18 protein-coding genes and 1 tRNA gene are annotated in these 25,412 nt (G+C 61.7%); 15 read left to right on the top strand and 4 right to left on the bottom strand.

What is annotated here, in order from left to right:
* Window positions 1–22: 22 nt before the first annotated feature.
* Window positions 23–1,312 (bottom strand): isocitrate lyase, encoded by a 1,290-nt coding sequence (aceA, locus tag X744_RS160865; RefSeq protein WP_023758367.1) that lies wholly within the window; start codon window positions 1,310–1,312, stop codon window positions 23–25.
* A gap of 235 nt (window positions 1,313–1,547) precedes the next feature.
* Between aceA and X744_RS160870 the strand changes: the two genes are divergently transcribed.
* From X744_RS160870 to X744_RS160900, 7 genes are all read left to right on the top strand, one after another.
* Window positions 1,548–2,990, top strand: coding sequence for an XRE family transcriptional regulator (locus tag X744_RS160870; protein WP_023758366.1), 1,443 nt, complete (start codon window positions 1,548–1,550; stop codon window positions 2,988–2,990).
* 151 nt (window positions 2,991–3,141) lie between these two features.
* Complete coding sequence (locus X744_RS160875; protein WP_023758365.1) at window positions 3,142–4,041, top strand: DUF2167 domain-containing protein; 900 nt, start codon at window positions 3,142–3,144, stop codon at window positions 4,039–4,041.
* A gap of 177 nt (window positions 4,042–4,218) precedes the next feature.
* Window positions 4,219–5,172 (top strand): DMT family transporter, encoded by a 954-nt coding sequence (locus X744_RS160880; RefSeq protein ID WP_023758364.1) that lies wholly within the window; start codon window positions 4,219–4,221, stop codon window positions 5,170–5,172.
* Window positions 5,173–5,516: 344 nt separating this feature from the next.
* Window positions 5,517–6,614, top strand: a complete 1,098-nt coding sequence (locus X744_RS160885; protein WP_023758363.1) for a polyamine ABC transporter substrate-binding protein — start codon at window positions 5,517–5,519, stop codon at window positions 6,612–6,614.
* A gap of 82 nt (window positions 6,615–6,696) precedes the next feature.
* Complete coding sequence (locus X744_RS160890; RefSeq protein WP_023758362.1) at window positions 6,697–7,836, top strand: ABC transporter ATP-binding protein; 1,140 nt, start codon at window positions 6,697–6,699, stop codon at window positions 7,834–7,836.
* Between the two features lie 8 nt (window positions 7,837–7,844).
* A complete protein-coding gene (locus X744_RS160895) occupies window positions 7,845–8,819 on the top strand; it encodes an ABC transporter permease subunit (RefSeq protein ID WP_023758361.1) in 975 nt (324 codons plus the stop codon).
* 4 nt (window positions 8,820–8,823) lie between these two features.
* Entirely contained in the window at window positions 8,824–9,642 is an 819-nt protein-coding gene (locus X744_RS160900) for an ABC transporter permease subunit (RefSeq protein WP_023758360.1), read from the top strand.
* A gap of 18 nt (window positions 9,643–9,660) precedes the next feature.
* Here X744_RS160900 and X744_RS160905 read toward each other — a convergent pair whose 3' ends face one another.
* Window positions 9,661–11,514 carry an AsmA family protein gene (locus X744_RS160905; protein ID WP_023758359.1) on the bottom strand — a complete coding sequence of 618 codons (1,854 nt, stop codon included), beginning with the start codon at window positions 11,512–11,514 and terminating at the stop codon, window positions 9,661–9,663.
* A gap of 212 nt (window positions 11,515–11,726) precedes the next feature.
* On the opposite strand from X744_RS160905, the gene X744_RS160910 reads away from it, so the two are divergent.
* Window positions 11,727–13,697 (top strand): acetoacetate--CoA ligase, encoded by a 1,971-nt coding sequence (locus X744_RS160910; RefSeq protein WP_023758358.1) that lies wholly within the window; start codon window positions 11,727–11,729, stop codon window positions 13,695–13,697.
* A 403-nt stretch (window positions 13,698–14,100) separates the two neighbouring features.
* Here X744_RS160910 and X744_RS160915 read toward each other — a convergent pair whose 3' ends face one another.
* Window positions 14,101–17,994, bottom strand: a complete 3,894-nt coding sequence (locus tag X744_RS160915; protein ID WP_023758357.1) for a PAS domain S-box protein — start codon at window positions 17,992–17,994, stop codon at window positions 14,101–14,103.
* 248 nt (window positions 17,995–18,242) lie between these two features.
* Between X744_RS160915 and X744_RS160920 the strand changes: the two genes are divergently transcribed.
* The 5 genes from X744_RS160920 (at window position 18,243) to X744_RS160935 (ending at window position 22,254) form a co-directional block, all read left to right on the top strand.
* Window positions 18,243–18,701 (top strand): phasin, encoded by a 459-nt coding sequence (locus X744_RS160920; protein WP_023758356.1) that lies wholly within the window; start codon window positions 18,243–18,245, stop codon window positions 18,699–18,701.
* Between the two features lie 350 nt (window positions 18,702–19,051).
* Window positions 19,052–19,128 (top strand) — tRNA-His (locus tag X744_RS160925).
* 547 nt (window positions 19,129–19,675) lie between these two features.
* Entirely contained in the window at window positions 19,676–20,485 is an 810-nt protein-coding gene (locus tag X744_RS1000000170890) for an AraC family transcriptional regulator (RefSeq protein WP_023758355.1), read from the top strand.
* Between the two features lie 98 nt (window positions 20,486–20,583).
* Window positions 20,584–21,552, top strand: a complete 969-nt coding sequence (locus X744_RS160930) for an alpha/beta hydrolase (protein WP_023758354.1) — start codon at window positions 20,584–20,586, stop codon at window positions 21,550–21,552.
* A 189-nt stretch (window positions 21,553–21,741) separates the two neighbouring features.
* The gene (locus X744_RS160935; RefSeq protein WP_023758353.1) at window positions 21,742–22,254 is read left to right on the top strand and encodes a nuclear transport factor 2 family protein; all 513 of its coding nucleotides are present in this window, start codon (window positions 21,742–21,744) and stop codon (window positions 22,252–22,254) included.
* Between the two features lie 9 nt (window positions 22,255–22,263).
* Here X744_RS160935 and X744_RS160940 read toward each other — a convergent pair whose 3' ends face one another.
* Window positions 22,264–23,163, bottom strand: coding sequence for a LysR family transcriptional regulator (locus X744_RS160940; protein WP_023758352.1), 900 nt, complete (start codon window positions 23,161–23,163; stop codon window positions 22,264–22,266).
* Window positions 23,164–23,265: 102 nt separating this feature from the next.
* Here X744_RS160940 and X744_RS160945 point away from each other — a divergent pair, with 102 nt between their 5' ends.
* Window positions 23,266–24,723, top strand: coding sequence for a hypothetical protein (locus tag X744_RS160945; RefSeq protein ID WP_023758351.1), 1,458 nt, complete (start codon window positions 23,266–23,268; stop codon window positions 24,721–24,723).
* A 137-nt stretch (window positions 24,724–24,860) separates the two neighbouring features.
* Window positions 24,861–25,217, top strand: coding sequence for a hypothetical protein (locus X744_RS160950; RefSeq protein WP_023758350.1), 357 nt, complete (start codon window positions 24,861–24,863; stop codon window positions 25,215–25,217).
* The last annotated feature ends 195 nt before the right edge of the window (window positions 25,218–25,412 follow it).

The following is a 25,412-nucleotide window of genomic DNA, read 5'->3' as shown; positions in this document are numbered from 1 at the left end:
TTCCTCTGTACTTTGCAGCTCGCTATTCCGCTGCCGGTTTGAACTGCGCGTGCTCGGTGGACTCGTGCATGGCGGTGGTCGACGACCGGCCGCCGGTGATCGCCATCGACACGGCATCGAAATAGCCGGTGCCGACCTCGCGCTGGTGCTTGGTCGCGGTGTAGCCATTGGCCTCGGCCGCGAACTCCGCTTCCTGCAACTCGGAATAGGCCGCCATTTGCCGTGCCTTGTAGCCGCGAGCCAGTTCGAACATGCCGTAGTTGAGCTGGTGAAAGCCGGCGAGCGTGATGAACTGGAACTTGTAGCCCATGGCGCCGAGTTCCTTCTGGAACCTGGCGATCGTCGCGTCGTCGAGGTTCTTCTTCCAGTTGAACGATGGCGAGCAATTGTAGGCGAGCAGCTTGTCGGGGTGGTGCTTGCGCACGCCCTCGGCGAATTTCCTGGCCTGCGCCAGGTCAGGCTTCGAGGTCTCGCACCAGATCAGATCCGCGTAAGGCGCATAGGCGATGGCCCGCTCAATGCAGGGCTCGATGCCGTTGCTGACGTGATAGAAGCCTTCCACCGTACGCCCAGCGCCGTAGTCGACGAAAGGCTGGTCGCGCTCGTCGATGTCGGAGGTGAGCAGCTTGGCGGCTTCCGCGTCGGTGCGCGCGACGACCAGGGTCGGCGTGCCCATCACGTCCGCTGCCAGGCGCGCTGCGTTGAGATTGCGGATATGCGCCGCAGTCGGGATCAGCACCTTGCCACCGAGATGGCCGCACTTCTTTTCCGACGCCAGCTGGTCCTCATAGTGGACGCCAGCGGCGCCCGCCTCGATGAATGCCTTCATGATCTCGAAGGCGTTGAGCGGTCCGCCGAATCCGGCTTCCGCGTCGGCGACGATCGGCGCGAACCAGGTCTCGACCGAAAGCCCGTTGCCCTCGGACGTCTCGATCTGGTCGGCGCGCTGCAGCGTGCGGTTGATGCGCTTGACCAGCTCGGGCGCCGCATTGGCCGGATAGAGCGACTGGTCCGGATACATCGCAGATGCGGTGTTGGCGTCGGCGGCGACCTGCCAGCCCGACAGATAGATCGCCTTCAGCCCGGCGCGCACCTGCTGCATCGCCTGGTTGCCGGACATGGCGCCGAGCGCATTGACGAAGTCCTCCTCGTGGATGAGCTTCCACAGCCGGTTGGCGCCCATTTCGGCAAGGCTCTGGCGGATCTGCACCGAGCCGCGCAGCCGCTTCACGTCTTCCGCGGAATAAGGCCGTTCGATACCGTCGAAGCGACCTTCCGGCGCCGATGGGACGAGGTTGTAAAAATCAGTCATTGATCACTCCGAAGGATTACTGCATCCGTGTCCGGGCATCGATCATCGAGCGCGGGGTTTGACTGAATTTACATTGCGGCGCGAGATGAGCCAGTAGAATCAAGAAAATCGGCGAAATATAAGGGAAAACCTGTGTTGCGTTTGACAGGCGCACGCTGTAAATTTGTCATGATTGTAAAGAGCGGCGCATCGAGATTGTCGCGAACCTTGTGTAAATTCCTGTCAAGGACAGTCGATGGCTGACCAGAAGATATTTGCCGGGCCGCGCATCCGCCGCATCCGCAACGCCAAGGGCCTGACCCAGACGGCGATGGCCGAGGGGCTTGGCATTTCCCCGTCCTATCTCAACCTGATTGAGCGCAACCAGCGGCCGCTAACCGTGCAACTGATCCTCAAGCTGGCGTCCGTCTACAAGATCGATCCGCATGAGTTGCAGGGCGAGGCAAGGGGGTCAGTCGCCGCTTTGAAGGAGGTGTTCACCGATCCTCTGCTGGTCGGCGAGCTGCCGGGCGATCAGGAGCTGATAGAACTTGCCGAGGCGGCGCCCAACGCGTCCGCGGCGGTGATAAAGCTGTTTCGCGCCTATCGCGAACAGGCCGAGCGCCTGTCCGACCTCAACGAGCTTTTGGCGCGCGAGGGCCGGACGACCGCAGTTTCCGGTGCCCGCCTGCCGATCGACGAGGTGCACGAGATTTTCGAGCGCCGGCCGAACCATTTCGCAGCCCTCGAGGAGGAGGCCGCGGCGTTCACCTCGGTGCTTGATCCCGGCGACGATCTGTTCGGCGCGCTGAAGGCTTGGCTGAAGCGCGAATACGGCATCGTGGTCAAGGTGCTGCCGGTCGCCACCATGCCGAACTGGCGTCGCCGTTATGACCGCCACTCGCAGCGCATGTTCCTGTCCGAGCGGCTGTCGCCGTTCGACCAATTACGCGAAGTCGCGATGGAGGCCTGTCTGATCCGCATGACGGTCGCGGTCGCCGGCGAGATCCAGGCGCTCAAGCTGGCCACCGACGAGGCCCGCCGGCTCGCTCGCTTCGAACTTGGCCGTTATTCGGCGCATGCCTTGATGATGCCCTACCAGGCCTTTCACACGGCTGCCGTGCGTGCCCGTTATGATATCGATGTCCTGCGTTCGCGCTTCGGTGTCTCCTTCGAACAGGCGGCGAACCGGTTGACCACGCTGCAGCGGCAGGGTGCCTCGGGTGTGCCGTTTTTTATGCTGGAGGTCGACAATGCCGGCAACCGCTTCCGCAAGGCCGGGAGCCAGGGCTTTCCGCAAAGCCGCTTCGGCGGCGCCTGCCCCAAACTGCCCGTGCATGTCGCTTTCACCCAGCCCGGCCAGATCTTCGTGGAGGCGGTGGAAATGCCCGACGGCGCCGAGTTCCTGTGCATTGCTCGCACGCTTGAAGGACCGCAAGGCGCCTTCTCGGAGCGCCCGCGCCGCACCGCGCTGCTGCTCGGTTGCGACATCGGCTTTCGCGACGACATCGTCTATGGCGCGGCGCTGCCCGGTGCGGCAATCGCCGCAAAGGCCGGCCGCGTCGCGGCGACACCGGTCGGACCCGCCTGCCGGCTTTGCGAGCGCGTCGGCTGCCTGGCGCGCGCCGAGCCGCCGGTGACGCGTCCGCTCGGCCTCGACGAGATGGTAACGGGCCTGAGCGCTTTCGATTTCCAGTAAGTCATGACTGTTGGTCGCAGAACAATACAACGAAATGTGTGTATTTGTGAAAGATGCTAGCTGTCGATCGTGATGTAACAGTTACAATATTGCTCGAACATTGCCGGCAGGATATCAAAACGCAAGCTGCATATGGGTCGGGGGATCATTGATGGGCAAGACAGTTTTCTGGTTGAGTTTGGCGTTCGCCTTTTCGGTTGGCCCTGCCGCAGCGGAAAAGTCGTCGGCCTTCTTCAAGTCTTACCAACAGTACAACGACGCCGGCAAGGCATTCCTGGACAAGATCGATCCGAAAACCGGCGCGATAGACCTCGCCGAGGGCGTGCATCTTGACCTCAAGGACAAGTTCTACTTCCTGAACAAGAAGGACACGGCAGCCGTCCTGACCGAAGCTTGGGGCAATCCGCCCGGCTCCGGTGCCGATGCGCTCGGCATGATCTTTCCCGCGGCAAACGATCCCATTGCCGACAACAATTGGGGGATAGAGTTGCGCTGGGAGAAGATAGGATATGTCGACGATAGCGACGCCAACTCCATCGACTACGACGAATTGCTGCGCAGCATGCAGGCGGACACCTCGTCGGCCAATGACCAGCGAGTAAAGGACGGCTTTCAGCCCGTTACGCTGGTCGGTTGGGCCTCACCGCCTGTCTATGATGCGGTCAACAAGCGGCTTCACTGGGCCAAGGAATTGGAATTTGGCAGCGACGCGGTCCACACGCTCAACTATGACGTCCGCTTTCTCGGCAGGGAAGGCGTTTTTGTGATGAGCTACATCGCCACCGTGAAGCAATTGCCGGAAATAAAACAGAGCCTGGATGAGGTTCTAGATTTGGCGGACTTCGGCGCCGGCAAGACATACGCCGATTTCGTGCCAGGCGTCGATACGGTTGCAGCGGTAGGCGTTGGTGGGCTGATTGCCGGCAAGTTGGCGGCGAAGGCAGGCTTTTTGATCGTGGCTCTGGTTGCGTTGAAGAAGTTCGGTCTGATCCTGCTGGTTCCATTGGCCGGGCTCTGGCGCTTCATCCGCGGCAACAAGAGTACCTCATAGACTCTGTTGCGACGGTCTGGTTCGCCGTCCGGCTGAGACCAAGACGGCTTCTCAGTGCCCCAAACGGCAAATCGAACTGGCTCAGCCCCAGCGCGCATCTTTGCGTTACGCGAACAGGCCATCTTTTCGTCGTCCCTTGCGCATCGTCCCGTCCACAAAAGCCCGACAGTCGCGCCCATGACCGACACTGCATCATCGCCGATCCTTGCTTCATCGACCGCCTCGCGGCGCGACGAACGCGTCGGCATGCTTTTGGTGTTCCTGTCGGCACTGATGTGGAGTTTCGGCGGCACCATCGCCCGCTTCATCACTGTCGGCGATAGCTGGACGGTTGTTTTCTGGCGTTCTGTCTGGGCAGCGGCTTTCCTGATCTGCTTCATGGTCTGGCGCGACGGCTGGCGCGGCATGTCGAAAATGTTCCGCGACATGGGTCTGCCCGGCCTTGCCGTCGGCGTCTGCTTCGCCACGGCATCGACCGCCTTTGTCGTGGCACTTGCCTACACCACCGTGGCCAATATCCTGTTGATGCAGGCCGGCGTGCCGTTGCTGGCGGCGCTGTTCGCCTGGGCGTTGTTTCGTGAAAGGGTGGGTGTCGCGACCTGGCTGGCCATCGCTGCCGTCATCGCCGGCGTCGCCATCATGGTGTCGGAATCGCTTGATGGCGCCGTCTCGCCGATAGGTGACGGGCTGGCGCTGTTGATCGCGGTGATGTTCTCGATCGCCACCGTCATTACCCGGCGGTTTGCCGGTGTCCGCATGACGCCGGCAACCTGCCTTGGCACCATGCTTGCGGCAGGCTTTGCCGCATCGCAGACCTCGACATTCGCTGTGTCGACCAGTGACATGGCTTTTCTCTTTGTCTTCGGCGTGGTCAATCTGGGCCTCGGCCTCGCCTTTTTCGCCACCGGCGCTCGGCTGATACCCGCGGCAATAGCAGCACTGCTCGGCACGTTCGAGCCGATCCTGGGGCCCATATGGGTCTGGCTCGTCCATTCCGAGGTGCCGTCGGGGCGCACCATCGTCGGTGGCGCGGTGGTTGTCACGGCGCTGCTCGTCCATATCGGGCTCGAATTCAAGCGCCAGACGGGGCCCGAACGTGCAGGGGTCACCGGAGTTCCATCGCCTAATTGACGTGGCGCGCAGCTTTGCCATTGACAATGCCGCTGCCGCGCGGGCAGGCTGAGATTACGGCAACAACAAGACAGGCTTATCTTGCCAAGTCTCCCTGCCGGTCAGATCGAGACCGGACCACATCGTCGTATCTCTGCCTGCGCCACGGCGAAAGCCTATGACGGCATTTGCACGCCACACGAGTCCCAGCGACGACGCAACGCCTGCCTCTCATCGAACTGCCTGCATAGCGCCGGCAGTTCACGCTTGTCGCCTTTTGGAAAGCTCAATAGCCTGAAACAAATGCCCGGCCGCGCTGGAACCGTGACGAGCCGGCGAAGGAACACTCATCAAAGGAGAATAGCATGATCCGCAAAGCGCTCTGGCTTTCGGCAACTTCGGTATTTCTGACGCTTTTCACCGTCGGCGGTCATGCCGAGGATCGCGTCCTCAATGTCTTCAACTGGTCGGATTATATCGACAGTTCGATTATCGACGATTTCACCAAGGAGACGGGCATCAAGGTCGTCTACGACACGTTCGATTCCAACGAAATCCTGGAAACCAAGCTGCTTGCCGGCGGCAGCGGCTATGACGTCGTCGTACCCAGCGGCAATTTTCTTGCGCGCCAAATCCAGGCCGGTGTGTTCCAGAAGCTCGACAAGTCGAAGCTGCCGAACATTTCCAACATGTGGGACACGGTTTCAGAGCGCACCGCCAAATACGACCCCGGCAACGAATACTCGGTCAACTACATGTGGGGCACGGTTGGCATCGGTTACAACATCAAGAAGGTGCAGGCAGCACTCGGCACCGACAAGATCGACAGCTGGGATGTTTTCTTCAATCCGGACAGCCTGGCCAAATTGAAGGACTGCGGCGTCTACGTATTGGACTCCCCGGCCGACATCATTCCGGCGGCGTTGAAATATCTCGGCCTCGACCCGAACAGCACGTCATCAGATGATATCGCCAAGGCCGAGGAGGCTTTGCTCAAGGTCCGGCCCTATATCAGGAAGTTCCACTCCTCCGAATACATCAACGCGCTCGCCAACGGCGATATCTGCCTGGCGGTCGGCTGGTCGGGTGACGTGTTCCAGGCCCGCAACCGCGCGGTCGAGGCCAAGCAGGGCGTCGAGATCGGCTATTCCGTGCCGAAGGAGGGTGCTCAGATGTGGTTCGACCAGATGGCTATCCCCGCTGATGCGCCGCATGTCGCGGAGGCGCTCGAGTTCATCAACTACATGATGAAGCCGGAAGTTATCGCCAAGTCGTCCAACTATGTGCTCTACGCGAATGGCAACAAGGCTTCGCAGCAATTCGTCGACAAGGCGCTGTTGGATGATCCTTCGGTTTATCCCGATGCCGAGACGATAAAGAAGCTTTACACCGTCTCGCCTTACGATCCCAAGACCCAGCGCGTCATCACGCGTACCTGGACCAAGATCGTCACTGGCCAGTAAGCAATCTGAGATGGTCCCGGCAGCCACCTGCCGGGACCATTCTTTTCTGGGGCAAGAAGCAAGAATCAGGACGGAGTGGGACATGAAATCGCTTGGCAGCATCCGCAGGGATTTTACGCCGTGGAACGACCCGAACGCCAAGCCATACATCCAGTTCGATAACGTCACCAAGAAGTTCGGCGACTTCACCGCCGTCAACAATCTGTCGCTGACCATCTTCGAGCGCGAGTTCTTCGCTCTGCTCGGCGCCTCGGGCTGCGGAAAGTCGACGCTGCTCAGGATGCTCGCCGGTTTCGAGGAGCCGACGGCCGGTCGTATCCTGCTCGATGGCCAGGATTTGCGCGGCATCCCGCCCTATCGCCGGCCGGTCAACATGATGTTCCAGTCCTATGCGCTGTTCCCGCATATGACTGTCGAGAACAACATCGCGTTCGGCCTCAAGCAGGATGGCATGCCGAAGCCCGAAATCGCGGCCCGCGTCGCCGAAATGCTCAGGCTGGTCAAGCTCGAACAGTTCGCCAAGCGCAAGCCGCACCAGTTGTCCGGTGGCCAGCGCCAGCGCGTTGCGCTCGCCCGCTCTGTCGCCAAGCGGCCGAAGGTGCTTTTGCTCGACGAGCCGCTCGGCGCATTGGACAAGAAGCTGCGCGAGGAAACGCAGTTCGAACTGATGGACCTGCAGCAGAACCTCGGTCTGACCTTCGTCGTCGTCACCCACGACCAGGAAGAGGCGATGACGATGGCCGATCGCATCGCCATCATCGACAAGGGCGAGGTGATGCAGGTGGCAACGCCGGCCGAAGTCTACGAGGCGCCGGGGTCGCGCTTCGTCGCCGGTTTCGTCGGCAATGTGAACATGTTCGAGGGCAAGATCGCGCGTGGCGAGGCTGGCGCTGCCAGCATCGATGCCGGTAATGGCATCACCATCCGCACCGACAATGCCGGCACCGCCAGCGCCGGAACGGCTGTCACCTTCGCCATCAGGCCGGAAAAGATCAAGGTGTCGTCCAAGAAGCCGGCCGAGGCAATCAACGCCATCGAGGGCGAGGTCTACGACATCGCCTATCTCGGCGACATGACCGTCTTTCACGTCAGGCTGGACGACGGACAGGTCGTGCGCGCGAGCACCATGAACGCGGCCCGCATCACCGAGGATCCGTTGAGCTGGAACGACCGAGCCTGGGTCTCCTTCCGGCCTGACGCCGGCGTCGTGCTGACACGGTAGGAGCGACCATGTCGAGCGCCGCCGTCACCACCGCATCAGCCTCTCCGGCAACCAGTACCGGCAAATCCGTCCACGCCAGGTTGGGCGCTGCATTCTCTGGCCGCCTGGTCATCATTATCCCCTATGTCTGGCTGCTGTTTTTCTTCCTCATTCCGTTCGTCATCGTTTTCAAGATTTCGCTATCGCAGACGGCGATCGCCATTCCGCCCTATACGCCGGCGCTCGATATCAGCGGCGGCTTTTCCGGATTTCTTGCTCAGCTGAAACAACTCAACCTCGACAATTACACCTGGCTGACGCAGGACGCGCTCTACTTCAATGCCTATGTGACCAGCGTCATCATCGCCGCGATCTCGACGGTTCTGACATTGCTCGTCGGCTATCCGATCGCGTACGGCATGGCGCGCGCGCCAGCGACGATCCGTCCAACCTTGCTGATGCTGGTGATCCTGCCGTTCTGGACATCGTTCCTGATCCGCGTCTACGCCTGGATCGGCATTCTCAAGCCCGAGGGACTGCTCAATCAGTTGCTGCTCGCCACTGGCGTCATCCACCAGCCGCTGATCATCCTCAACACATATACGGCGATCTTCATCGGCATCGTCTATTCCTACCTGCCGTTCATGGTGCTGCCGCTCTATTCCGCTCTGGAAAAGATGGATTATTCGCTGATCGAGGCGGCAAAGGATCTCGGCTGTCCGCCGACCAGCGCGTTCTGGAAAATCACCTTCCCGCTGTCGCTGCCGGGCGTCATCGCCGGCTGCTTGCTGGTGTTCATTCCAGCCGTCGGCGAGTTCGTCATTCCCGACCTGCTCGGCGGCTCGCAGACACTGATGATCGGCAAGACCTTGTGGAATGAATTTTTCGGCAACCGCGACTGGCCGCTGTCGTCGGCTGTGGCCGTCATCCTGCTGCTGCTGCTGATTGTGCCGATCATGCTCTTCCAGCGAGCTCAGGCGCGCGCTCAGGAAATGGACCGGTGACATCATGAACACCACCTGGAGCCGCTTCAACATCACCTCGGTCGTGCTCGGCTTTGCCTTTCTCTATTTGCCGATCGTCCTGCTCATCGTCTTCTCCTTCAACGAGTCCAAGCTGGTCACCGTCTGGGGCGGCTTCTCGACCAAATGGTACGTCTCGCTGTTCCACAACCAGGGCCTCATGGACGCGACCTGGGTGACGGCGCGCGTCGGCCTGATCTCGGCCACTGTGGCGACGGTGCTCGGCACGCTGGCGGCACTCGCCTTGACCCGTTACACGCGCTTCAAGGGCAGGGTGCTGTTCTCAGGCATGGTCTTCGCGCCATTGGTCATGCCGGAAGTCATCACCGGCCTGTCTCTGCTGCTGCTCTTCGTCGCCGTCGGTCTCAATCGCGGCATCCTGACCGTCACGCTGGCTCACATCACCTTGACCATGTGCTTCGTCGCCGTCGTCGTGCAGTCGCGCCTGATCACCTTCGATCGCTCGCTGGAAGAGGCCGCGATGGATCTGGGCGCGACGCCGGTGAAGACCTTCTTCCAGATCACGCTGCCGGTCATCATGCCGGCGATCGTCTCCGGCTGGATGCTGGCCTTTACGCTTTCGCTCGACGATCTGGTCATCGCCAGTTTCACCTCGGGGCCGGGCGCAACGACGCTGCCGATGAAGATCTACAGCCAGGTTCGCCTTGGCGTGACCCCGGAGATCAACGCCGCTTGCACCATACTGATCGCCGTCGTGGCGATCGGCGTCATCATCGCTTCGCTTGCCAACAAGCGGCGCGAGGTACAGCGCCAGCTCGACGAGCAGGCCGCACAGCGCGGGTGAAGGCGGAAAGCGCGGTTTCTATTCTCCCGAAACGCCGCGGCTGATCGGGGAAATGAACGGTGTACTCCAGGTTCCGCCGACGAAGAATGATGACTGGTTGGAACCTTGCTGGCCATTGGTCTGCGTTGCAGCCTGGTCCGGCTGAATGACGCCGCCGGACAAGGCCAGCCCGCGTCCCGCGTAGGACGCGATCCCGGACAGCCAGATCTTGTATTTCGCCGAATTGGCTTCGGCCTTGTCGATCCGTGCCACGCCCTTCGAAATGCTGGCCTTGATCTCGGCGCCGTCGATCGGCAGCGTTCCGTCGGAGACGTCGTCGAGCGCGAAAAAGCCGCCTTGCTCGGTATGCTTGAGGAACGCCGGCAGGTTGAGCTTGCTCAACGCACCTGGTCCGAAGGTCGCCGAAACCGAGCCGTCGGCATTGTCGAAAATGGAGTTCCAGGTTCTGCCCGGCCCCTTGAGGATGACCGAAACGGTCCCCGTGCCAACCGGCACCAGCCGGGTCATCCCCGCCGCCGTGGCAAAAGCACCGCCGTCGATATCGGATGCCAGCAGCCGGATTTCGACCTGGGAGCCTTCCGGCTTGCGGTCGAAGCGAAGGCTGGTCTGGATGTTGCCGCCGAAGGCCGAGGCATCGGAGATATCGAAGACCGACAGGCCATCCTTGACCTGGGCGGTGGCGGCGACGTCGGCGAGCTGGATAGGCCCGGCGGTGGCGTGTGCCGCGGACAGCCTGAGATCGAGGTTGATCTTGTCGGCGAAACTTGTGTCGACTTCGCTAGGCTCCACCGCGCCGGTGGGCGCCAGCGGCGTGAAGGCCGACAGGAACGATCTGAGGTCGAGCGTGTCGAAGGCGAGCGTGCCGGAGATCACCGGCTGAGCTTCGCCAAGCGACAGGTCCAGCGCTCCCATTCCCGGATTGTTGTCCAGTGCAATGGCGGTATTTTCGAATTTGACGCGCCCGGCCGTTGCCGTGACCTTGCTCGAAATGCTGACCGAGCCGATCGCAGCGCCCGGCGCGATGCCGGCCTGCAACCATTCCAGCACCCGGCGTAGCGAGGGCGCCGAAAATTTCGCCTGACCGTCGAAATAGCTGTTTTCGGACATGCTGGCCGTGCCGTCGAAAGAGAAGGTGGCGGGGGGCGCCTTGAACGACAGGGAAAGCGGCGCCAAGCCGCCTGCAAAAAGCACCAGCGGCTTCTCCGAGGCGGCATCCACGGCCACACTTTCGCCGCGCCAGATCCCGGTCGCAGACAGCGTTGCATTGCTGTTCATCGCCGCCCAGGTCGCCTGTCCGCTCAGGCTGCTCAGAATCTCGACGTCCTTACCGTTGACCGAAGCCACCATGCGGCCGTCGCGAAACTCCACCGTGCCGAAAGTGTCGGTCGGCAGCTTGTCGAGATTCGGCTTTGCGGGGTCGGCATTGACGACGCCGCGGGCCGTGTCGATGGAACGCGTGATGCGTCCACCGGTTGGGACGGCGGGCAGGAAAAGGCCGGTTGGCGTGCGCTGAACCCGGATCGTCGGCCGCACCAGCCGCGCCGTCGAAAACACCACGTCGCCGCGCAAGGCCGCCATGGCGGAAAGGTCGACCTCGACCCGTTCGGCCTCGACGACCGGCGGCGTCTCGGTGTCGGTCCATTGCGAAAGCGTCACATCGGTCAGGATCGCCCGGAAAGTCGGCCAGACCTCGATCCGCGGCGAGCCTTCGATGGCGACCCGGAAGCCGCTCCACGCACTCATTTCCCAGGCGATGCGGTCGCGCACGATACGGGTGGAGGCGATCAGCGGCAGGGTGGCAACCACCAGCGCGATGACGATCACGGCAGCGCCGATCGCCCATATTCCGCGCCGGATCAAAGATGATGGCATATCGCCCCGTATGCTTCTGTAACCCCAGTCGTCACCACGACTTCCTGGTCGTCACTACGACCCCAGTCGTCACTACGACCTAGGGCTGAGGCATTTCAAGTCTTTATGGCCCGGCGATGGCATTTGCGCACATCTAGCCGCATCAATCGAACAAAATCTTGCTCTGCTGCGCTGCGATATGCATAAGCGATGGCGACCGTGGAGGAACGATCATGGCTGCCGAAGTACCGCTCTGGACCCCGACGCAAGAGCAAGTTGATGCGGCACCCTTGACCGCTTTCACCAAGGCAGCCGCACTGAGGGCCGGTGTAGCGTTTTCTTCGTATCCGCAGCTTCACGCGTGGTCGGTCGAGGATCGTGAAGGGTTCTGGAGCCTGGTTTGGGATTTCTGCGGCATCGTCGGCGACAAGGGGACCAATGCGGGCGATGCCATCCTTGTCGACGGTGACAGAATGCCCGGCGCCTCGTTCTTTCCCTATGCGACACTGAATTTCGCCGAGAATCTCCTGAAGCAGACCGGGACCGGTGAAGCAATCGTGTTTCGCGGCGAGGACAAGGTCGAGCGCCGTCTGTCCTGGAACGAGTTGCATGCGCTGACCTCACGCCTGCAGCAGCTTTTCCTGTCGCTCAAGGTGAAGAAGGGCGATCGCATTGCCGCGATGATGCCCAACATGCCCGAGACCGTCGCCGCCATGCTTGCCGCCGCCTCTATCGGCGCCGTCTGGTCGTCCTGCTCTCCCGATTTCGGCGAGCAGGGCGTGCTCGATCGCTTCGGCCAGATCGAGCCTGTCGTCTTCATCGCGCCTGACGGCAATTGGTACAATGGCAAGGCGATCGAGGTCGCCGACAAGATCGCTGCGGTCGCGGCCAAGCTCTCGAGCGTCCGCAAGGTCCTGGTCGTCGATTATCTCGGCACATCGAGCGATGTCGCTGGGACCATCGATAAGGCCGTGGCGCTTGAAGAGGCGCTGTCGCCCTTCGCCGGCAAGCGCGTTAGCTTCGAGCAGCTGCCGTTTTCGCATCCGCTTTACATCCTGTTCTCATCAGGAACGACCGGCATTCCCAAATGTATCGTCCATTCGGCCGGCGGCACGCTGATCCAGCATGTCAAGGAACACCGGCTGCATGCAGGGCTGATCGAAGGCGACCGCTTCTTCTACTTCACCACCTGCGGCTGGATGATGTGGAACTGGCTCGTGTCGGGGCTCGCTTCGGGTGCCACGCTGCTGCTCTATGACGGCTCGCCCTTCTACCCTGACGGCAATGCGCTGTTCGACTTTGCCGATGCCGAGAAGATGACCTTCTTCGGCACCTCGGCCAAGTTCATCGATTCCGTCCGCAAGGCCGGACTAAAGCCGATCCGCAGCCATGATCTGTCTGATGTGCGTGCGATTTCCTCCACCGGGTCGCCGCTGTCGCCGGAAGATTTCCGCTTCGTTTACGACGGCATCAAAAAGGACGTCCATCTGGCCTCGGTCTCCGGCGGCACCGACATCGTCTCCTGCTTCGTGCTCGGCGTGCCGACGCAGCCTGTCTGGACCGGCGAGATCCAGGGTCCGGGCCTCGGCCTTGCCGTCGATGTCTGGGACGACGACGGCAAGCCGGTCAGGCAGGAGAAGGGCGAACTGGTCTGCACCAAGGCCTTTCCGTCGATGCCGATCGGCTTCTGGAACGACCCCGGGGGCAAGAAATACCACGCGGCCTATTTCGAGCGCTTCGACAATGTCTGGTGTCATGGCGATTTCGCCGAATGGACCGGGCATGGCGGCCTGATCATCCATGGCCGTTCCGACGCCACGCTCAACCCGGGTGGCGTGAGGATCGGCACGGCGGAGATCTACAACCAGGTCGAGCAGATGCCGGAAATCCTGGAGGCGCTGTGCATCGGCCAGGATTTCGACAATGACGTGCGCGTCGTGCTGTTCGTGCGCCTGGCCGCTGGCGTGCAACTCGATGAGGAACTCGAGAAACGCATACGGGCAAAAATCCGCAGCGGGGCGAGCCCGCGTCACGTGCCGGCCAGGATCGTCGCCGTCACCGACATCCCGCGCACCAAATCGGGCAAGATCACCGAGCTTGCGGTACGCGACGTGGTGCATGGCCGCGCCATCAAGAACAAGGAGGCGCTCGCCAACCCAGAGGCGCTTGAGCTGTTCAAGAACCTGCCGCAACTGGCCGAGTGACCCGCCAATGCATGTTGCACAAATTGGCTCGGGCTTTGAGCCAACGACCTGCATGAAACAAGGATTTCCAGCATGGTTACCGAAATATGTCGGTAGAATTTACCTAGATTTCATCAGTGGTACACATCCGTAAATTTTCCGCCGCCTCGGTAAGGAGTTGTTAAGGTCCGGCGTCGATAGTCGCATACAACTTGAGGGAGAAATCCCGTTCCTCGGCCCCCGGAGGATCCGATTCGCTCAAGCCCCCGTTGTGACAGCATTCCATCTCTTAAGGCGTCCTTTTGGGCGCCTTTTCTTTTGCTGAAGCAATTCCAGGAAAAGCGTCGAGCGTTTTTCCCGGGAAAAGCGCATCCCTTTGGGAGTTGCGACAAACAAAAGGGATCGAGCTGTGGAGGGCGCTGGCCTATTCCGCAAGCACACGAGTCGACGGAAACGCGACCTCGACCAGCGTGCCTTCACCCGGTGTGGAGTTGATGATGAACCGCGCGCGGTTGGCTTCGACCATCGCCTTGGTCAACGGCAATCCCAGCCCGGTGCCGTCGCCACGTCCGCGCTTCAGCGCGTTAATCTGCTTGAATGGCTTCAGCGCCTGCTCGATCTCGGCCTGGCTCATGCCGATGCCGGTGTCGCGTACCCGCATGACGACGTCGCCCGACGTCTCATAGGCGGTCGAGACGATCACCTGGCCGCCGGCCTGGGTATAGCGGATGGCGTTCGACAGGATGTTGAGCGCGATCTGGCGCACGCTGCGCAGGTCGGCCACCACTTCCGGCAAACGCGAAGCGAAGCTGGAGCGGATGATGACGCGCTCACGGTTGGCCTGTGGCTGCATCATCGCCACAGTCTCAGCCAGCGTGTCGTTGAGCGACACCGCCTCGTAGGCCATTTCCTGCTGGCCGGCCTCGATCTTCGAGATGTCGAGCAGGTCGTTGACTAGGTCGAGCACATGATTGCCCGAGCGGTTGATGTCGCGCAGATAGTCGCGGTAGCGGTCATTGGCGACAGGTCCGAACTTCTCGTCGACCATCAGTTCGGAAAAGCCGATGATGGCATTGAGCGGCGTGCGGATCTCGTGGCTGATGCGGGCCAGGAAATCGGTCTTTTGCGAGGACGCGCGCTCTGCCATCGCACGCGCTTGCGTCAAGTCCTCTTCGGCCCGCTTCCACTGCGTGATGTCACGCACGACAGCACAGAAGCCGCTGTCGTTGGGCAGCCTGCCAATGGTCATGAACAGCGGGATGAACCGCCCCTGCGCCTCGCGCCCGATTACCTCGCGGCCGTCATTCATCACGCTCGCCACGCCGGGTTCGGACAGTCCGTTGAGATAGTCGCGCGCCGCCCGCTGGCTTTCGATTGCAAATAGTGAAGCGAACGGCTTGCCGGTAACATCGTCGCTGTCGAAACCGAACAGCGCTTCGGCCGGACGGCTGATCGATCGGATGGTGCCGTCTCGGCCGATCAGCACGACGCCGTCGGTGGCGGTGTCGATGATGGTGCGCATCTCGGCGATGCGCGCCTTGAGCTCGGGAATGTCGGGCTGCGTCTGCTCGTCGCCAACCGCATGCACCGGTGCGTCATCTTCGCCGTGGCGGCGTACCACCAGCATCAACGCCTTGCCGTCGCGCCAGGGGACTGAGCGTAGAATAGCTTCGATCGGGAATTCCTGCCCGTCACGCGTCTTCAGCCGCAGCGCGCGATCGGCGCCGTCGGAAGAACCGTCATCGGCGTAGGGGTCGGCAAACAGGGCGCCGAGGCCACCGGCATCCGCAAGGTCGTCGAGTGCCTCATAGCCGGTCAGGTTGAGGAATTCCCCGTTCGCATAGTGCAGCTCGTCGCCGGAATGGATGAGCAGCGGCACGGGCAGCTTGCCGAGAAGCGAAGTGTCGGGAACCTTGTGCTCATCTCCGGCCGAAAACGCCGACGGCACGAACCCTTCGGCCTTGAGCGGCGGCACCTGCAGGCGCGGGCGCTCGATGCGTGTTTCCACGACGTCCTCTGCGCTGGCAGTTGTCTCGGCGGACGCCACCGCCTGCTGGTCGGGCGAGGCTTTCTCGTCGGGCTGCGCCCAATCTTCACTATCTTCGGCATCGCGAAAATCAGCTGACGTCATGCTGTCGTCATCGACGGCATCACGTCGCGCATCGGCGCCAACCGGCTCCTCGCCAGTCGCACCGGGTTTGGTGATGTCTGGTTCCGCCGCCACCGGTTCGGAGACCGGGGACGCGCCACTATTGTTCGCGGCAGCGTCGCTTTCGTTGACATGGCCGGCATAATCCAGCAACGAGCCCGTCGCATTCGGCGGCGCATCGGGCTCCTGAACCGTTTCGTCCGGGTGGCCGCCATCAAGCCGCGCCAGATCCCGCTCGTCCTCGGCATCGACATCGGACGGCTCGGCTGGCGCTGTCTCGTTCTCTGGCTCTGCCGCAGGGATTTCGCCGGCATGCGTAGGCTGTTCATGCGACGCGGTGTCGGGCGTTGATGAAACCCCGCCGACTGCAGAAGCTTCCGTCCCCGCTGTCGGCACGTCTGCTGCTTCCACCGCCGGTTCCGTGGATGTCTCGCTCGTCGGCTCGACCGGGGAACTGTCCTTCCTCAGCCGTTCGCCGATCTCGCGGAACGCGCTGCGTTCCAGGCTCGACAGGCCCTTGTCGTTGGCCGGCTGACGATGTTCGGCCAGCCGGATCACCTTGTCGGCAAAGCGCCGTTCCGGTTTCGGCACGATGGTCAGCGCCGGCACCTCGCCCTTGAAAGGGTCCGAAGCCGGTGGGCCCTCGGCCTTCGGCTCTCCCGATGCTGGTTCGAGGGTTTTCGGTTCCGGTGCCGCCGGTGCCGCACCGTTGGGCACCAGCGCCATGCCGATGGCTTCAGGATCGACGACCGCATCACTGGCGCGGGCGACGCCGAAGCCGCGAAAACCCTCGAAGGCACGGCTGCGGCCATAGACAGGCAGCGCCGCCAGATCGACAGGTATCTTCAGATCGGTGCCGACCACCGGCCACAGCACGGAGCGCCCGGACCAGGTATCGCGCCGTTCCAGAAGGCCTGCGATCTCGTCGGAGGGGTCGAGGCCGAAAGTGGCCGCGACATCCCTGAAGCGCCGGCCGATCACGTCGGCTGCGGGCTTGCCGACGATGGAGGCGAATTCCGGCGACAGCGCACTGAATTTGCCTTCGGCGTCGGTGCGCCAGACGAAGCGTAGCGGCGGCGCCATGCGGTCTATCGCCGGAACGGTCCCAGGCGCGGCCGCGGAGGTGGCCTGGACATCATTCCGTATCGGGTCTTGTTGTTTCGTGTTTTGGGCGGGAGTGTCCAGAGCGGCCGGTTCTGCGGGCGCTTCAGGTTCAGGCGCGGCTGGCCGGTGCGCCTGTTGCCCCTCGTCCTCGCCGGTGTTGAAGTACCAATGGTCGTGCTGCGCCGGCGTGCGCGCAGGTGGATGATCGCTGTTGGCGGCTGTCGGCGGCTGCACCGTCGCGTCGGCGATCTCATGCGCCTGCGATGCGGCGATATCGCTGGTCGGTTGTGAGGCACCCGGTTTGTCCGCGGGCTCGGCACCCTGTTCCGGCTGAACAGCAGCGTCGCCAGGCGCGGCCTCGGCAATGGTTTGCGCTGGATGTTCGCCGCCAGCTGCGGTGTCGTCGAGTTGGTCCTCGTCGATCACCACCAGCAGATGCCGCTCCTCGGTCAATCGTGCCAGCCCCGCCGGATAGGCGGCCGTGCCGCCGGGGACGAGGCGCTTGACGATGCGGTCGCTCTCAGCCGCGACGTCGGCGACGAGCGCAGCCAGCGTCTCCGGCAGGATGCCCAGCGCAGAAAACCCCTCCGAGGCGGCCTCGACGTTGCCTGCGGCATCGACAAAGGCGATGAAATGGCCATCCTCGGTAAACCCGCTGATGGCGCGAGCGGCGATTTCGCCGGCACTGCGCGAGCCCGTCTGCGCCGCCGGCACGGCCAGCATGATCGCCTTTTCGGCATCCGGCATGGACACGGCGCTGGCCAGGAAGCTGACGGCGCGGCTGGTCATGCCGGTCGCAAGCCGCACCGTGATAGCCCTGTCATTGCCGATCTCGGGAAATCCGCTGGTCGCCATGATCTGGCGCCTGGCTATCAAGGGCAGTTGCGCCGAGGTGCCGATGATGGCCTCGATGTCGGGATAGCCGAACATCGCGGCTCCCGGCCCATTGGCCCAGATCACCTGCTCCAGGTCCGCCGACAGGATCGCGATCGCGTCGCCGGCGGCAAAGCGATGGCGGACCGCGTCGAGCACGGCGACGTCAAGGAAGGAATATTCGGACGGCATGCGCTTGGCGAACCCTCACGGAGCGGCGAATTTGCAGTTAACGCTTTGTTAATAAAAGCCGGAGGCGCGAAGGTCCACAAGCCAGAACGTGCAAAGGCCGGAATCTGGGCTCTTGGTTAACGGCCCAAAAGAATTTATGGTGCACTGCAACAAAGATATTGCAATGCACAAAATTTGCCTTTATATTGCCATCATACATGAACGAGACGGCTTTCTGTCAAAGCCGCTGGCGCTGAAAAGGATGGAAAATGTCCAAGACCAAGACTGCCGAGACGATTGAAAACGTTGAATTCCCGAGCTTCGACGCTTCCAAGGCTACCGACCAGATGCGCGCTTTCGCCGAAAAGGGTGTTGAGCAGTCAAAGGAAGCCTATGCCAAGCTGAAGACTGGCGCCGAGGAGACCCAGAAGGCTTTGGAGTCGACCTTCGAGACCGCCAAGACCGTTTCGAGCGACCTGTCGCTCAAGACCATTTCCGCTCTGCGTGCCAATGCAGAGGCCGGCTTTTCCCATCTCGAAGCGCTGATCGGCGCCAAGTCGTTGTCGGAAGTCGTCGAGTTGCAGACCGCGTTCCTGCGCAAGCGCGTCGAGACGACGGTGGAGCAGGCCAAGGACTTCCAGGCTGTCGCCTCCAAGGCAGCCGAGGACGTCTCCAAGCCGATCAAGACCGCCTTCGAGAAGGCGATGAAGGATATCAAGATTGCTTAACATTTACGCATGATCTGAAGATGCAACAAAAGGTCGCATTTTCTTAAAAAAGATCGGGCGTATGATGTCGGCAATCAAGGAATACCCGGCGGGTGGAACCTCCTCCCTCTGCCTGCCGGGGTGACCAGCCAGCACCTCCTCCCGCTGGCTCGTAACAGGAAAAGGCCGGCACCTCCTCCCGCCGGCCTTTTTCTTTGCCTGGCGCCGGCGAATATCGCGCCGATGTGGGGAAGTGACCTTTGCTTTCCAAAAGCCTTGAATTAGAATCCATAAGCCCGTAAGGACGCATCGCCGAACGACAGAGCGGTCGAGTGGGATGAGTTTCCGCTTCGACCCGTTCAGGCAAACGTGCCGTTGTAGCTCAGATGGTTAGAGCGCCGGATTGTGGATCCGGAGGTCGCTGGTTCGATCCCAGCCAACGGTACCATAATTCATCAAATAATTTCAGTTACTTACAGGTTATTGAGGCAGTGAGGTAGGCCCCCTACGGATGGGTACCATTCTGGTATCATACGCAGGGCGTTCAGCTATGCCCATGACGGTCAACAAAGTTGGCGGTGGGAGCGGACCCCGCCAACGACGTCGGCTGTCGTTCTGCTTTGAGGTCTTTACGCAGCCGAAAAATGCCGACGGCCACGGGAGCCTGTGGAAACCGCTAGGCCCGAAGGTGAAGGGGCTTGAAGCTGCAGACTGATCCACGCATGGACGGCTGCAACATTTGATGTCGCTGTCCGGAAACGAAAGGCAGCGCCAATGTTTAGAGTAACCGCCCCACACCGCCACGCCATTTTTGCAGAACTTGACGCACACAACCGTGTTTCGACAGAGGTCGAAATGGCGGCCCTTGAACATCACGTGCTCCTCCATGGCTGAGGAGCGTTCCATGCATGCTCCGATTACCGAAAGGTTTGCGACAGAGCCGTATTTGAAGCGGTTCACTGGCAGCTTGCGACCTCTGTTGCTATTTTGAATCCATGTTGATCGGGCTGGAACAGACCAGGCGAGAACTGCGCCCCGGTTCATATGAATGGTCGGGAGGCGCGTCCACGTTTCTCAGGGTCGGTCCTGGCGAAGGTGCGTTCCATTTCGAGCGCGTGACCGTGGGCGTGGTGCTGGCGCCGCTTAGAAGCCATCATGCCGCTTATGGGAATGACCGCCGCCGGGCCTTGCCATTGCTGCCGGGCCAAGGCTGGGTTTTCCCCGCCGGCTTCGAGGGCTGGTGCCGGTGGGATGAGCCGAACGACTTCCTCAATGTCGAGATCGACGACGATCTCCTCATGGGTGCGGGGATGCCAGCACCGTCCTTTGTGCCTCGGTCAGGTACGATCGATGCGTTGGTGACTCAACTCGCCATCAGCCTCCACGCTGCAGGAAATGCCGCGCCTCGGCTATATCGCGACGCTTTGGCTGTCGCACTCGCAGCGCAGCTCACGCGTCTCGCGGGCCAGCCTGCAGGCGATCCGCCTGCGGCAGAGCCACGTATTCTGCGGGCGCTCGACTATATCGAGGCGCATCTTGCGGATGATATCACGCTCGATGACCTGGCGGCGGTAGCGGTGATGAGTCGGTTCCACTTCGCGCGCGCATTTCGCGCTGCCGTTGGCGTGCCGCCACATGCCTTTGTCGTCTCGCGCCGGATCGAGCGGGCGAAGGATCTGTTGCGCTCAACCCGACTACCGATCGCCGAGGTCGCATGGCGGGTCGGTTATTCCAATCCGGCAAAGTTCGCGGCGCAGTTCCGCAAGCTGGTGGGCGAGAGACCGGGAGCCTGGCGCGGGCACTGAAGCGCAAGATCGGATCGGCAAAGCGCAAGGACGGGCGCTGACGAGCGGACGTCATGGCGCGATGCTTGAGGAAATCCTGTCCTGAGGAGGCTTTTCCCATGTCCGTGCTCTCGTCGTTTATCGCCGCGGCGGCTTCGATGTTTTTTGCCGGAGCTGCGCTTGCCGCTGAGGTTCAGACCCGCAAGGTTTCCTTTGACAATGAAGGGGTCGCCCTGATCGGCACACTTTATCTGCCCGCCGATTACCGGCCTGGCGAGAAGCGCCCCGGCGTGCTGGTGACCGGCGCCTGGACATCGGTCAAGGAGCAGATGTCCGGCCTCTATGCCCGAGAAATGGCAGAACGCGGCTACGTGTCCCTTGCCTTCGACTTCCGCGGCTGGGGTGAGTCCGGCGGGACTGCCAGGTTCAGGGAAGACCCTGCGGCCAAGAAGTCGGATATTGTTGCTGCCGGCCGTTTCATGGCGAGTTTGCCTGATGTCGACGCGGCAAAGATCGCGGGCCTCGGTATCTGCGCCTCAGCCGGCTACATGGCGCAGGCCGCATCAGCCAATGCGAACTTCGCCAGCGTGGCGCTGGTGGCTCCCTGGCTGCATGACGCCCGCATCGTCGAACAGGTCTATGGCGGTCCAGAAGGTGTGGCCGCACTGATTGCGACATCGCGACAGGCCGAGGCCGCCGAGCGCAAGGGCCGACCCCGGATCGTCGTCGCCGCGAGCATGAGCGACCGGACGTCGCTGATGTACCAGATACCCTATTACACGGAGAGTAACCGGGGCCTCATCCCGGCCTATGACAACAAGTTCAACCTGGCCTCTTGGGAACCGTGGCTGACCTACGACTCCGTGGCCGTCGGTGCGCAGCTCCACAAGCCAACGCTCATCGTCCACTCGGAAGCCGCAGCGATCCCGCAGGGTGCGCATGCTTTCTTCGCGCTTCTTGAGGGCGACCGGTCCGAACTCTGGCTGGACGACGTCGCCCAGTTCGACTTCTACGACAAGCCCGAGAACGTGACGCGGGCCGCCGATGCAGCTGCGGCGCATTTCAACCGAATCAATAGTGGTTCTTGAAACAGAACTACCCCGGTGCCAGGGCGCTGGGCCTACCTTGCACCAAAGCCGCTGCTCGGGCGGCTGGCGGATTGATGGATGGTAACGAAACGCTTGCATGCAAACAAGGAGGATATTTCCATGGAACCTAATCATTCAAACCCAGCATCGACGCGACCCACTGGAACCACCGGCCAAAGATGTCGTGGAATGAAGGCGGCGTTGCTCGGCGCCGCGCTGCTCACAGTCGCTGGCGCTCAGACGTCCTTTGCGTCGCCCGCCGACGAAGCCCGCATAGCCGGCGTAATCTCCGCCGTCGCCGTCTACGCCGACAATCGCGATTTCCGCCCTCTCGAACGCTTCTTCGCACCGGAAACGACGATCGATTACACGTCCTTGTGGGGTGGCGAGCCGCAGCGCTTTGCGCCCTCGGCGTTGATGGATGCCTGGGCCGACCTGCTGCCGGGTTTCGACGCCACGCGTCATGAGCTTTCCGATATCCAGGTCGAGATCGGCGATGGCGCGGCAACGGCACAAGCCAGTGTCCGCGCAACGCACTGGCTGGGCGATCGCATGTGGGTCGTGGCCGGATCTTACGAATACGCGCTTATCCGCACCGGCAGCGGCTGGCAGGTCTCGCGGATGACGCTTCACTTGGCCGAGGAAAGCGGCGATCGCACTCTCGTCGAAGAGGCTACAGCCAAGGTCGCGCGAGCCAAGTGATTGCCGAGACTACCGCCCACGGCTATTGGTCTGCGTCGTGCTCCGCACGACGTCGAGGAATGCCTTCAGCACCGGTGAGGGCTGTTCGCGCCGATAGATGATGGAGGTATCGATAGCCAGGTTTCGGCCCCGAATTGGACGATAGACCACGCCGGATCGACGCAGGTTCTGAAGGCAGGCTGGCAACAGTGAAACGCCAAGCCCGACAGATACAAGGCCGATGATCGTCTGCTTGGGCGTTGCTTCCCGCACGATCCTTGGGCTGAAGCCCGACGCCCGGCACAGCCCGACGATCTCGTCATAAAGGGATGGATTGATGCCGCGCGGAAATTGAATCAGTGCCTCTGGTGCCAAGTCCGCCAGCGCCACCTCGGCTTCCGAGGCCAACCGATGCGTTTCCGGCAAGGCTACGATCAAAGGTTCGACCAATATGCTTTCGACCTGCAGAGCGTTGTGAACAATAGGCGGATGAACAAAGCCGATATCGAGTTGGCCTTCAGCCACGAGTTTGATCTGACTGGGAATACGCAGGTCCGTCAGGCTCAACTCGACCTCTGGATAGGCTTCAACAAAGCGCTGAACGATTGCAGGCACGACACTGTAGATCGCCGCATCGATGAACCCGACGGACAGATGGCCGGTTTCACCACGATCGGCTTTGCGGGCAAGCTCCACCGCTTGCCCCGTCTGATGAAGCACTGCCCGCGCTTCGTCCAGAAACACACGGCCGGCAGCAGTCAGTTCGACCTTGCGCTTGGTGCGATCGAGTAGGCGCACGCCGATGGCCTGCTCCAGCTGCTGGATCTGCTTTGTCAGAGGGGGTTGGGAGATGTGCAGGCGTATTGCGGCGCGCCCGAAATGCAGTTCTTCCGCTACAGCCACGAAGGACTGCATGAGCTTGTGGTCCATTTCTAGTTTCCCAAATCGAATTACTGCGAGTCCAATCGATATTGGACTGAAAGTATTGGAGCCTGCAAAATCTGAAAAGCCGCAAAAGAAGGAGGCAGGATTTTGAAGAATTCCGAGATTTCACGCCGCCAGATGCTCAAGGTGCCGCTTGCCGGAGCGGCGCTCGCAGCAGCATCTCAATCCGGGCTTGTCTGCGAGGCACTTGCACAGCCGGTTCCAGCTTCGTCGCCGGCACCTTCCGGCGCCTTCGCCCATAATGTCGAAGCGGTTGGCTATACCGATCTCGATCATCGCCCGGCCTTCAAGATGGCGATCAGGCAGGTAGGCGAGCGATGGTATCTTTATACCGGGCACTTCTGGCACTCCGGATGGAGCATCATCGACGTAACCGACCCGGCAAAGCCGGAGGTCCTCAAATTCGTGCCTTATCCCGGCACGAACACCTGGACGCTGCAGATCGATTTGTCCGGCGACACGATGGTGACCGCACTCGAAAAGCCATTCGCGAATTTCGGTGGCGATCCCGATGCGCCGTTCGGAGAAGGGGTTCTGATCTGGGATATCGCCGATCCCGTCAATCCGAAACAACTGAGCCACTACCGAACTGGCGGAAACGGCACTCACCGCAATCTTTATCCCGGCGGGCGCTACGTTCACCTTGCCGCCGGCATGCCGGGGTACAAGGGCAACATCTACGTCATTCTCGATATCTCGGATCGCTCCAAGCCGCGCGAAGCCGGACGTTGGTGGGTGCCGGGCCAGCATGAGACCGGCGGCGAGAGCTTCGCAGTCGCGGAGCCCGCCGCCGACCAGAAGACCTCCGATCGCTACCAGTTGCGACTGAAGCCGCAATGCATGTGCGGCGCCTTCTGCGCCAGCACGGGCGCGGATGTCTCGCTGCACGGCCCGCCCTATGTCACCGGCGATCTCGTCTATTTGCCTTACGGCGCGGCCGGTATAATTGTGCTCGACATCAGCGACGTCTCGCGGCCGAGGCAGGTCGGCGGCCTAAGCTTCAGCCCTCCGTTTCATTCGCGCTTCGGTGTGCATGGCGTGCTGCCGATTCCAGAGCGCGGCATCGCCTTCGCCAATTCGGAGAACGTCACCTATGGACGTGGTCCGATGCATCATGCGTCGATCATCGACATTTCAGATCCAAGCGAACCCTTTCTACTGTCGCTGTTGCCCGAACCCGTGCCGCCGGAAGGCGCTCCCTATTCGGATTTCACAACGCGTGGCGGCTGGCGCGGGCCGCACAACATCAACCACCACCAGCATCATCCCGATGTCCAGAAACAGGGCGATCTGTTCTACATCGCGCACTTCAATGCCGGGCTCAGGATCTACGACGTTTCGAACACCCGGCTTCCGCGTGAGGTCGGCTATTTCATCCCGCCGGAACCCACCCGCCGCTACGGGCCAATGCCCGAAGACAAGCTGGTCCTGCAGACCGAGGATGTCGTCGTGGATCGCCGCGGTTTCATGTATATCAGCGACAAGAATCAGGGGCTCTGGATACTCCGCTACACGGGGCTGAAACCCGATTGTGCCGGACCATGAAGGTGCCTTTCCGATTCAACGGTCGAGGGCTTTGGCAAACGCGGAAGCAGGCACACCTCTCCTCTACGTGCTGCGAATGACTTCGAGCTCACAGCCCGAAATTCGGCTGCGGACTGGCTCAATGCGGCTCCTGCCGCATGATCGTCAACGGTGAGATCGCTGCATCCTGCGTGGTTCTGTTTGAAGATGTCGCCGGCAAATCGGTCGAGACGCTTAGGCCTGAACTCATGATTGTCGTCACTGCCGCGAAACCGATCATACGAAAGCGACAGCCCGGTGCTGTATCGCGTTCGGCCATCCCCCAGTCCATCAAGCGCGCCGGCGGCGCAAGAACGACAATGTATTCGCTGGCCGTAGCGTTCAGCGGCCGCAGGTCCCTTGGCAAAGGCATGGCCGGTATGGTTCCGAGAAGGCCGCCTTCCTCAGCTGGCGTTCGCACGCTCGACAAATCCGTAACCGCCGAGACCGGCGTCACGCGCAAGACGATCGACTAACGAAAGGTCGAGGGCGGGACAGCGGCTGGGACATCGTCAATGCCGAAAGCGAAGAGCTCGAGATCGCCTGCCAGGAAGGTCTGATCCTGCCGCTCGACATCGACAAGCTCGGCGGCAAGGACAATTATGTCCCGGGCGCCGTCCACAAATGCGGCATCGGTGCTGCGACAGCCGCAGCAACAAGTCTAGTCACGG

The organism is Mesorhizobium sp. LNHC252B00 (assembly GCF_000502955.1).
Taxonomy (GTDB): domain Bacteria; phylum Pseudomonadota; class Alphaproteobacteria; order Rhizobiales; family Rhizobiaceae; genus Mesorhizobium.
This window is presented reverse-complemented; position numbering and strand designations above follow the sequence as displayed.

Bases quoted from the DNA above. Each gene is read 5' to 3' on its own strand.
- X744_RS160935 (WP_023758353.1), top strand. From the start codon at position 21,742: ATGAAGGCGGCGTTGCTCGGCGCCGCGCTGCTCACAGTCGCTGGCGCT.
- X744_RS160885 (WP_023758363.1), top strand. From the start codon at position 5,517: ATGATCCGCAAAGCGCTCTGGCTTTCGGCAACTTCGGTATTTCTGACG.
- X744_RS160870 (WP_023758366.1), top strand. From the start codon at position 1,548: ATGGCTGACCAGAAGATATTTGCCGGGCCGCGCATCCGCCGCATCCGC.
- X744_RS160875 (WP_023758365.1), top strand. From the start codon at position 3,142: ATGGGCAAGACAGTTTTCTGGTTGAGTTTGGCGTTCGCCTTTTCGGTT.
- X744_RS160910 (WP_023758358.1), top strand. From the start codon at position 11,727: ATGGCTGCCGAAGTACCGCTCTGGACCCCGACGCAAGAGCAAGTTGAT.
- X744_RS160905 (WP_023758359.1), bottom strand. From the start codon at position 11,514: ATGCCATCATCTTTGATCCGGCGCGGAATATGGGCGATCGGCGCTGCC.
- X744_RS160900 (WP_023758360.1), top strand. From the start codon at position 8,824: ATGAACACCACCTGGAGCCGCTTCAACATCACCTCGGTCGTGCTCGGC.
- X744_RS160940 (WP_023758352.1), bottom strand. From the start codon at position 23,163: ATGGACCACAAGCTCATGCAGTCCTTCGTGGCTGTAGCGGAAGAACTG.
- X744_RS160895 (WP_023758361.1), top strand. From the start codon at position 7,845: ATGTCGAGCGCCGCCGTCACCACCGCATCAGCCTCTCCGGCAACCAGT.
- X744_RS1000000170890 (WP_023758355.1), top strand. From the start codon at position 19,676: ATGTTGATCGGGCTGGAACAGACCAGGCGAGAACTGCGCCCCGGTTCA.
- X744_RS160950 (WP_023758350.1), top strand. From the start codon at position 24,861: ATGATCGTCAACGGTGAGATCGCTGCATCCTGCGTGGTTCTGTTTGAA.
- X744_RS160930 (WP_023758354.1), top strand. From the start codon at position 20,584: ATGTCCGTGCTCTCGTCGTTTATCGCCGCGGCGGCTTCGATGTTTTTT.
- X744_RS160880 (WP_023758364.1), top strand. From the start codon at position 4,219: ATGACCGACACTGCATCATCGCCGATCCTTGCTTCATCGACCGCCTCG.
- X744_RS160915 (WP_023758357.1), bottom strand. From the start codon at position 17,994: ATGCCGTCCGAATATTCCTTCCTTGACGTCGCCGTGCTCGACGCGGTC.
- aceA (WP_023758367.1), bottom strand. From the start codon at position 1,312: ATGACTGATTTTTACAACCTCGTCCCATCGGCGCCGGAAGGTCGCTTC.
- X744_RS160920 (WP_023758356.1), top strand. From the start codon at position 18,243: ATGTCCAAGACCAAGACTGCCGAGACGATTGAAAACGTTGAATTCCCG.
- X744_RS160890 (WP_023758362.1), top strand. From the start codon at position 6,697: ATGAAATCGCTTGGCAGCATCCGCAGGGATTTTACGCCGTGGAACGAC.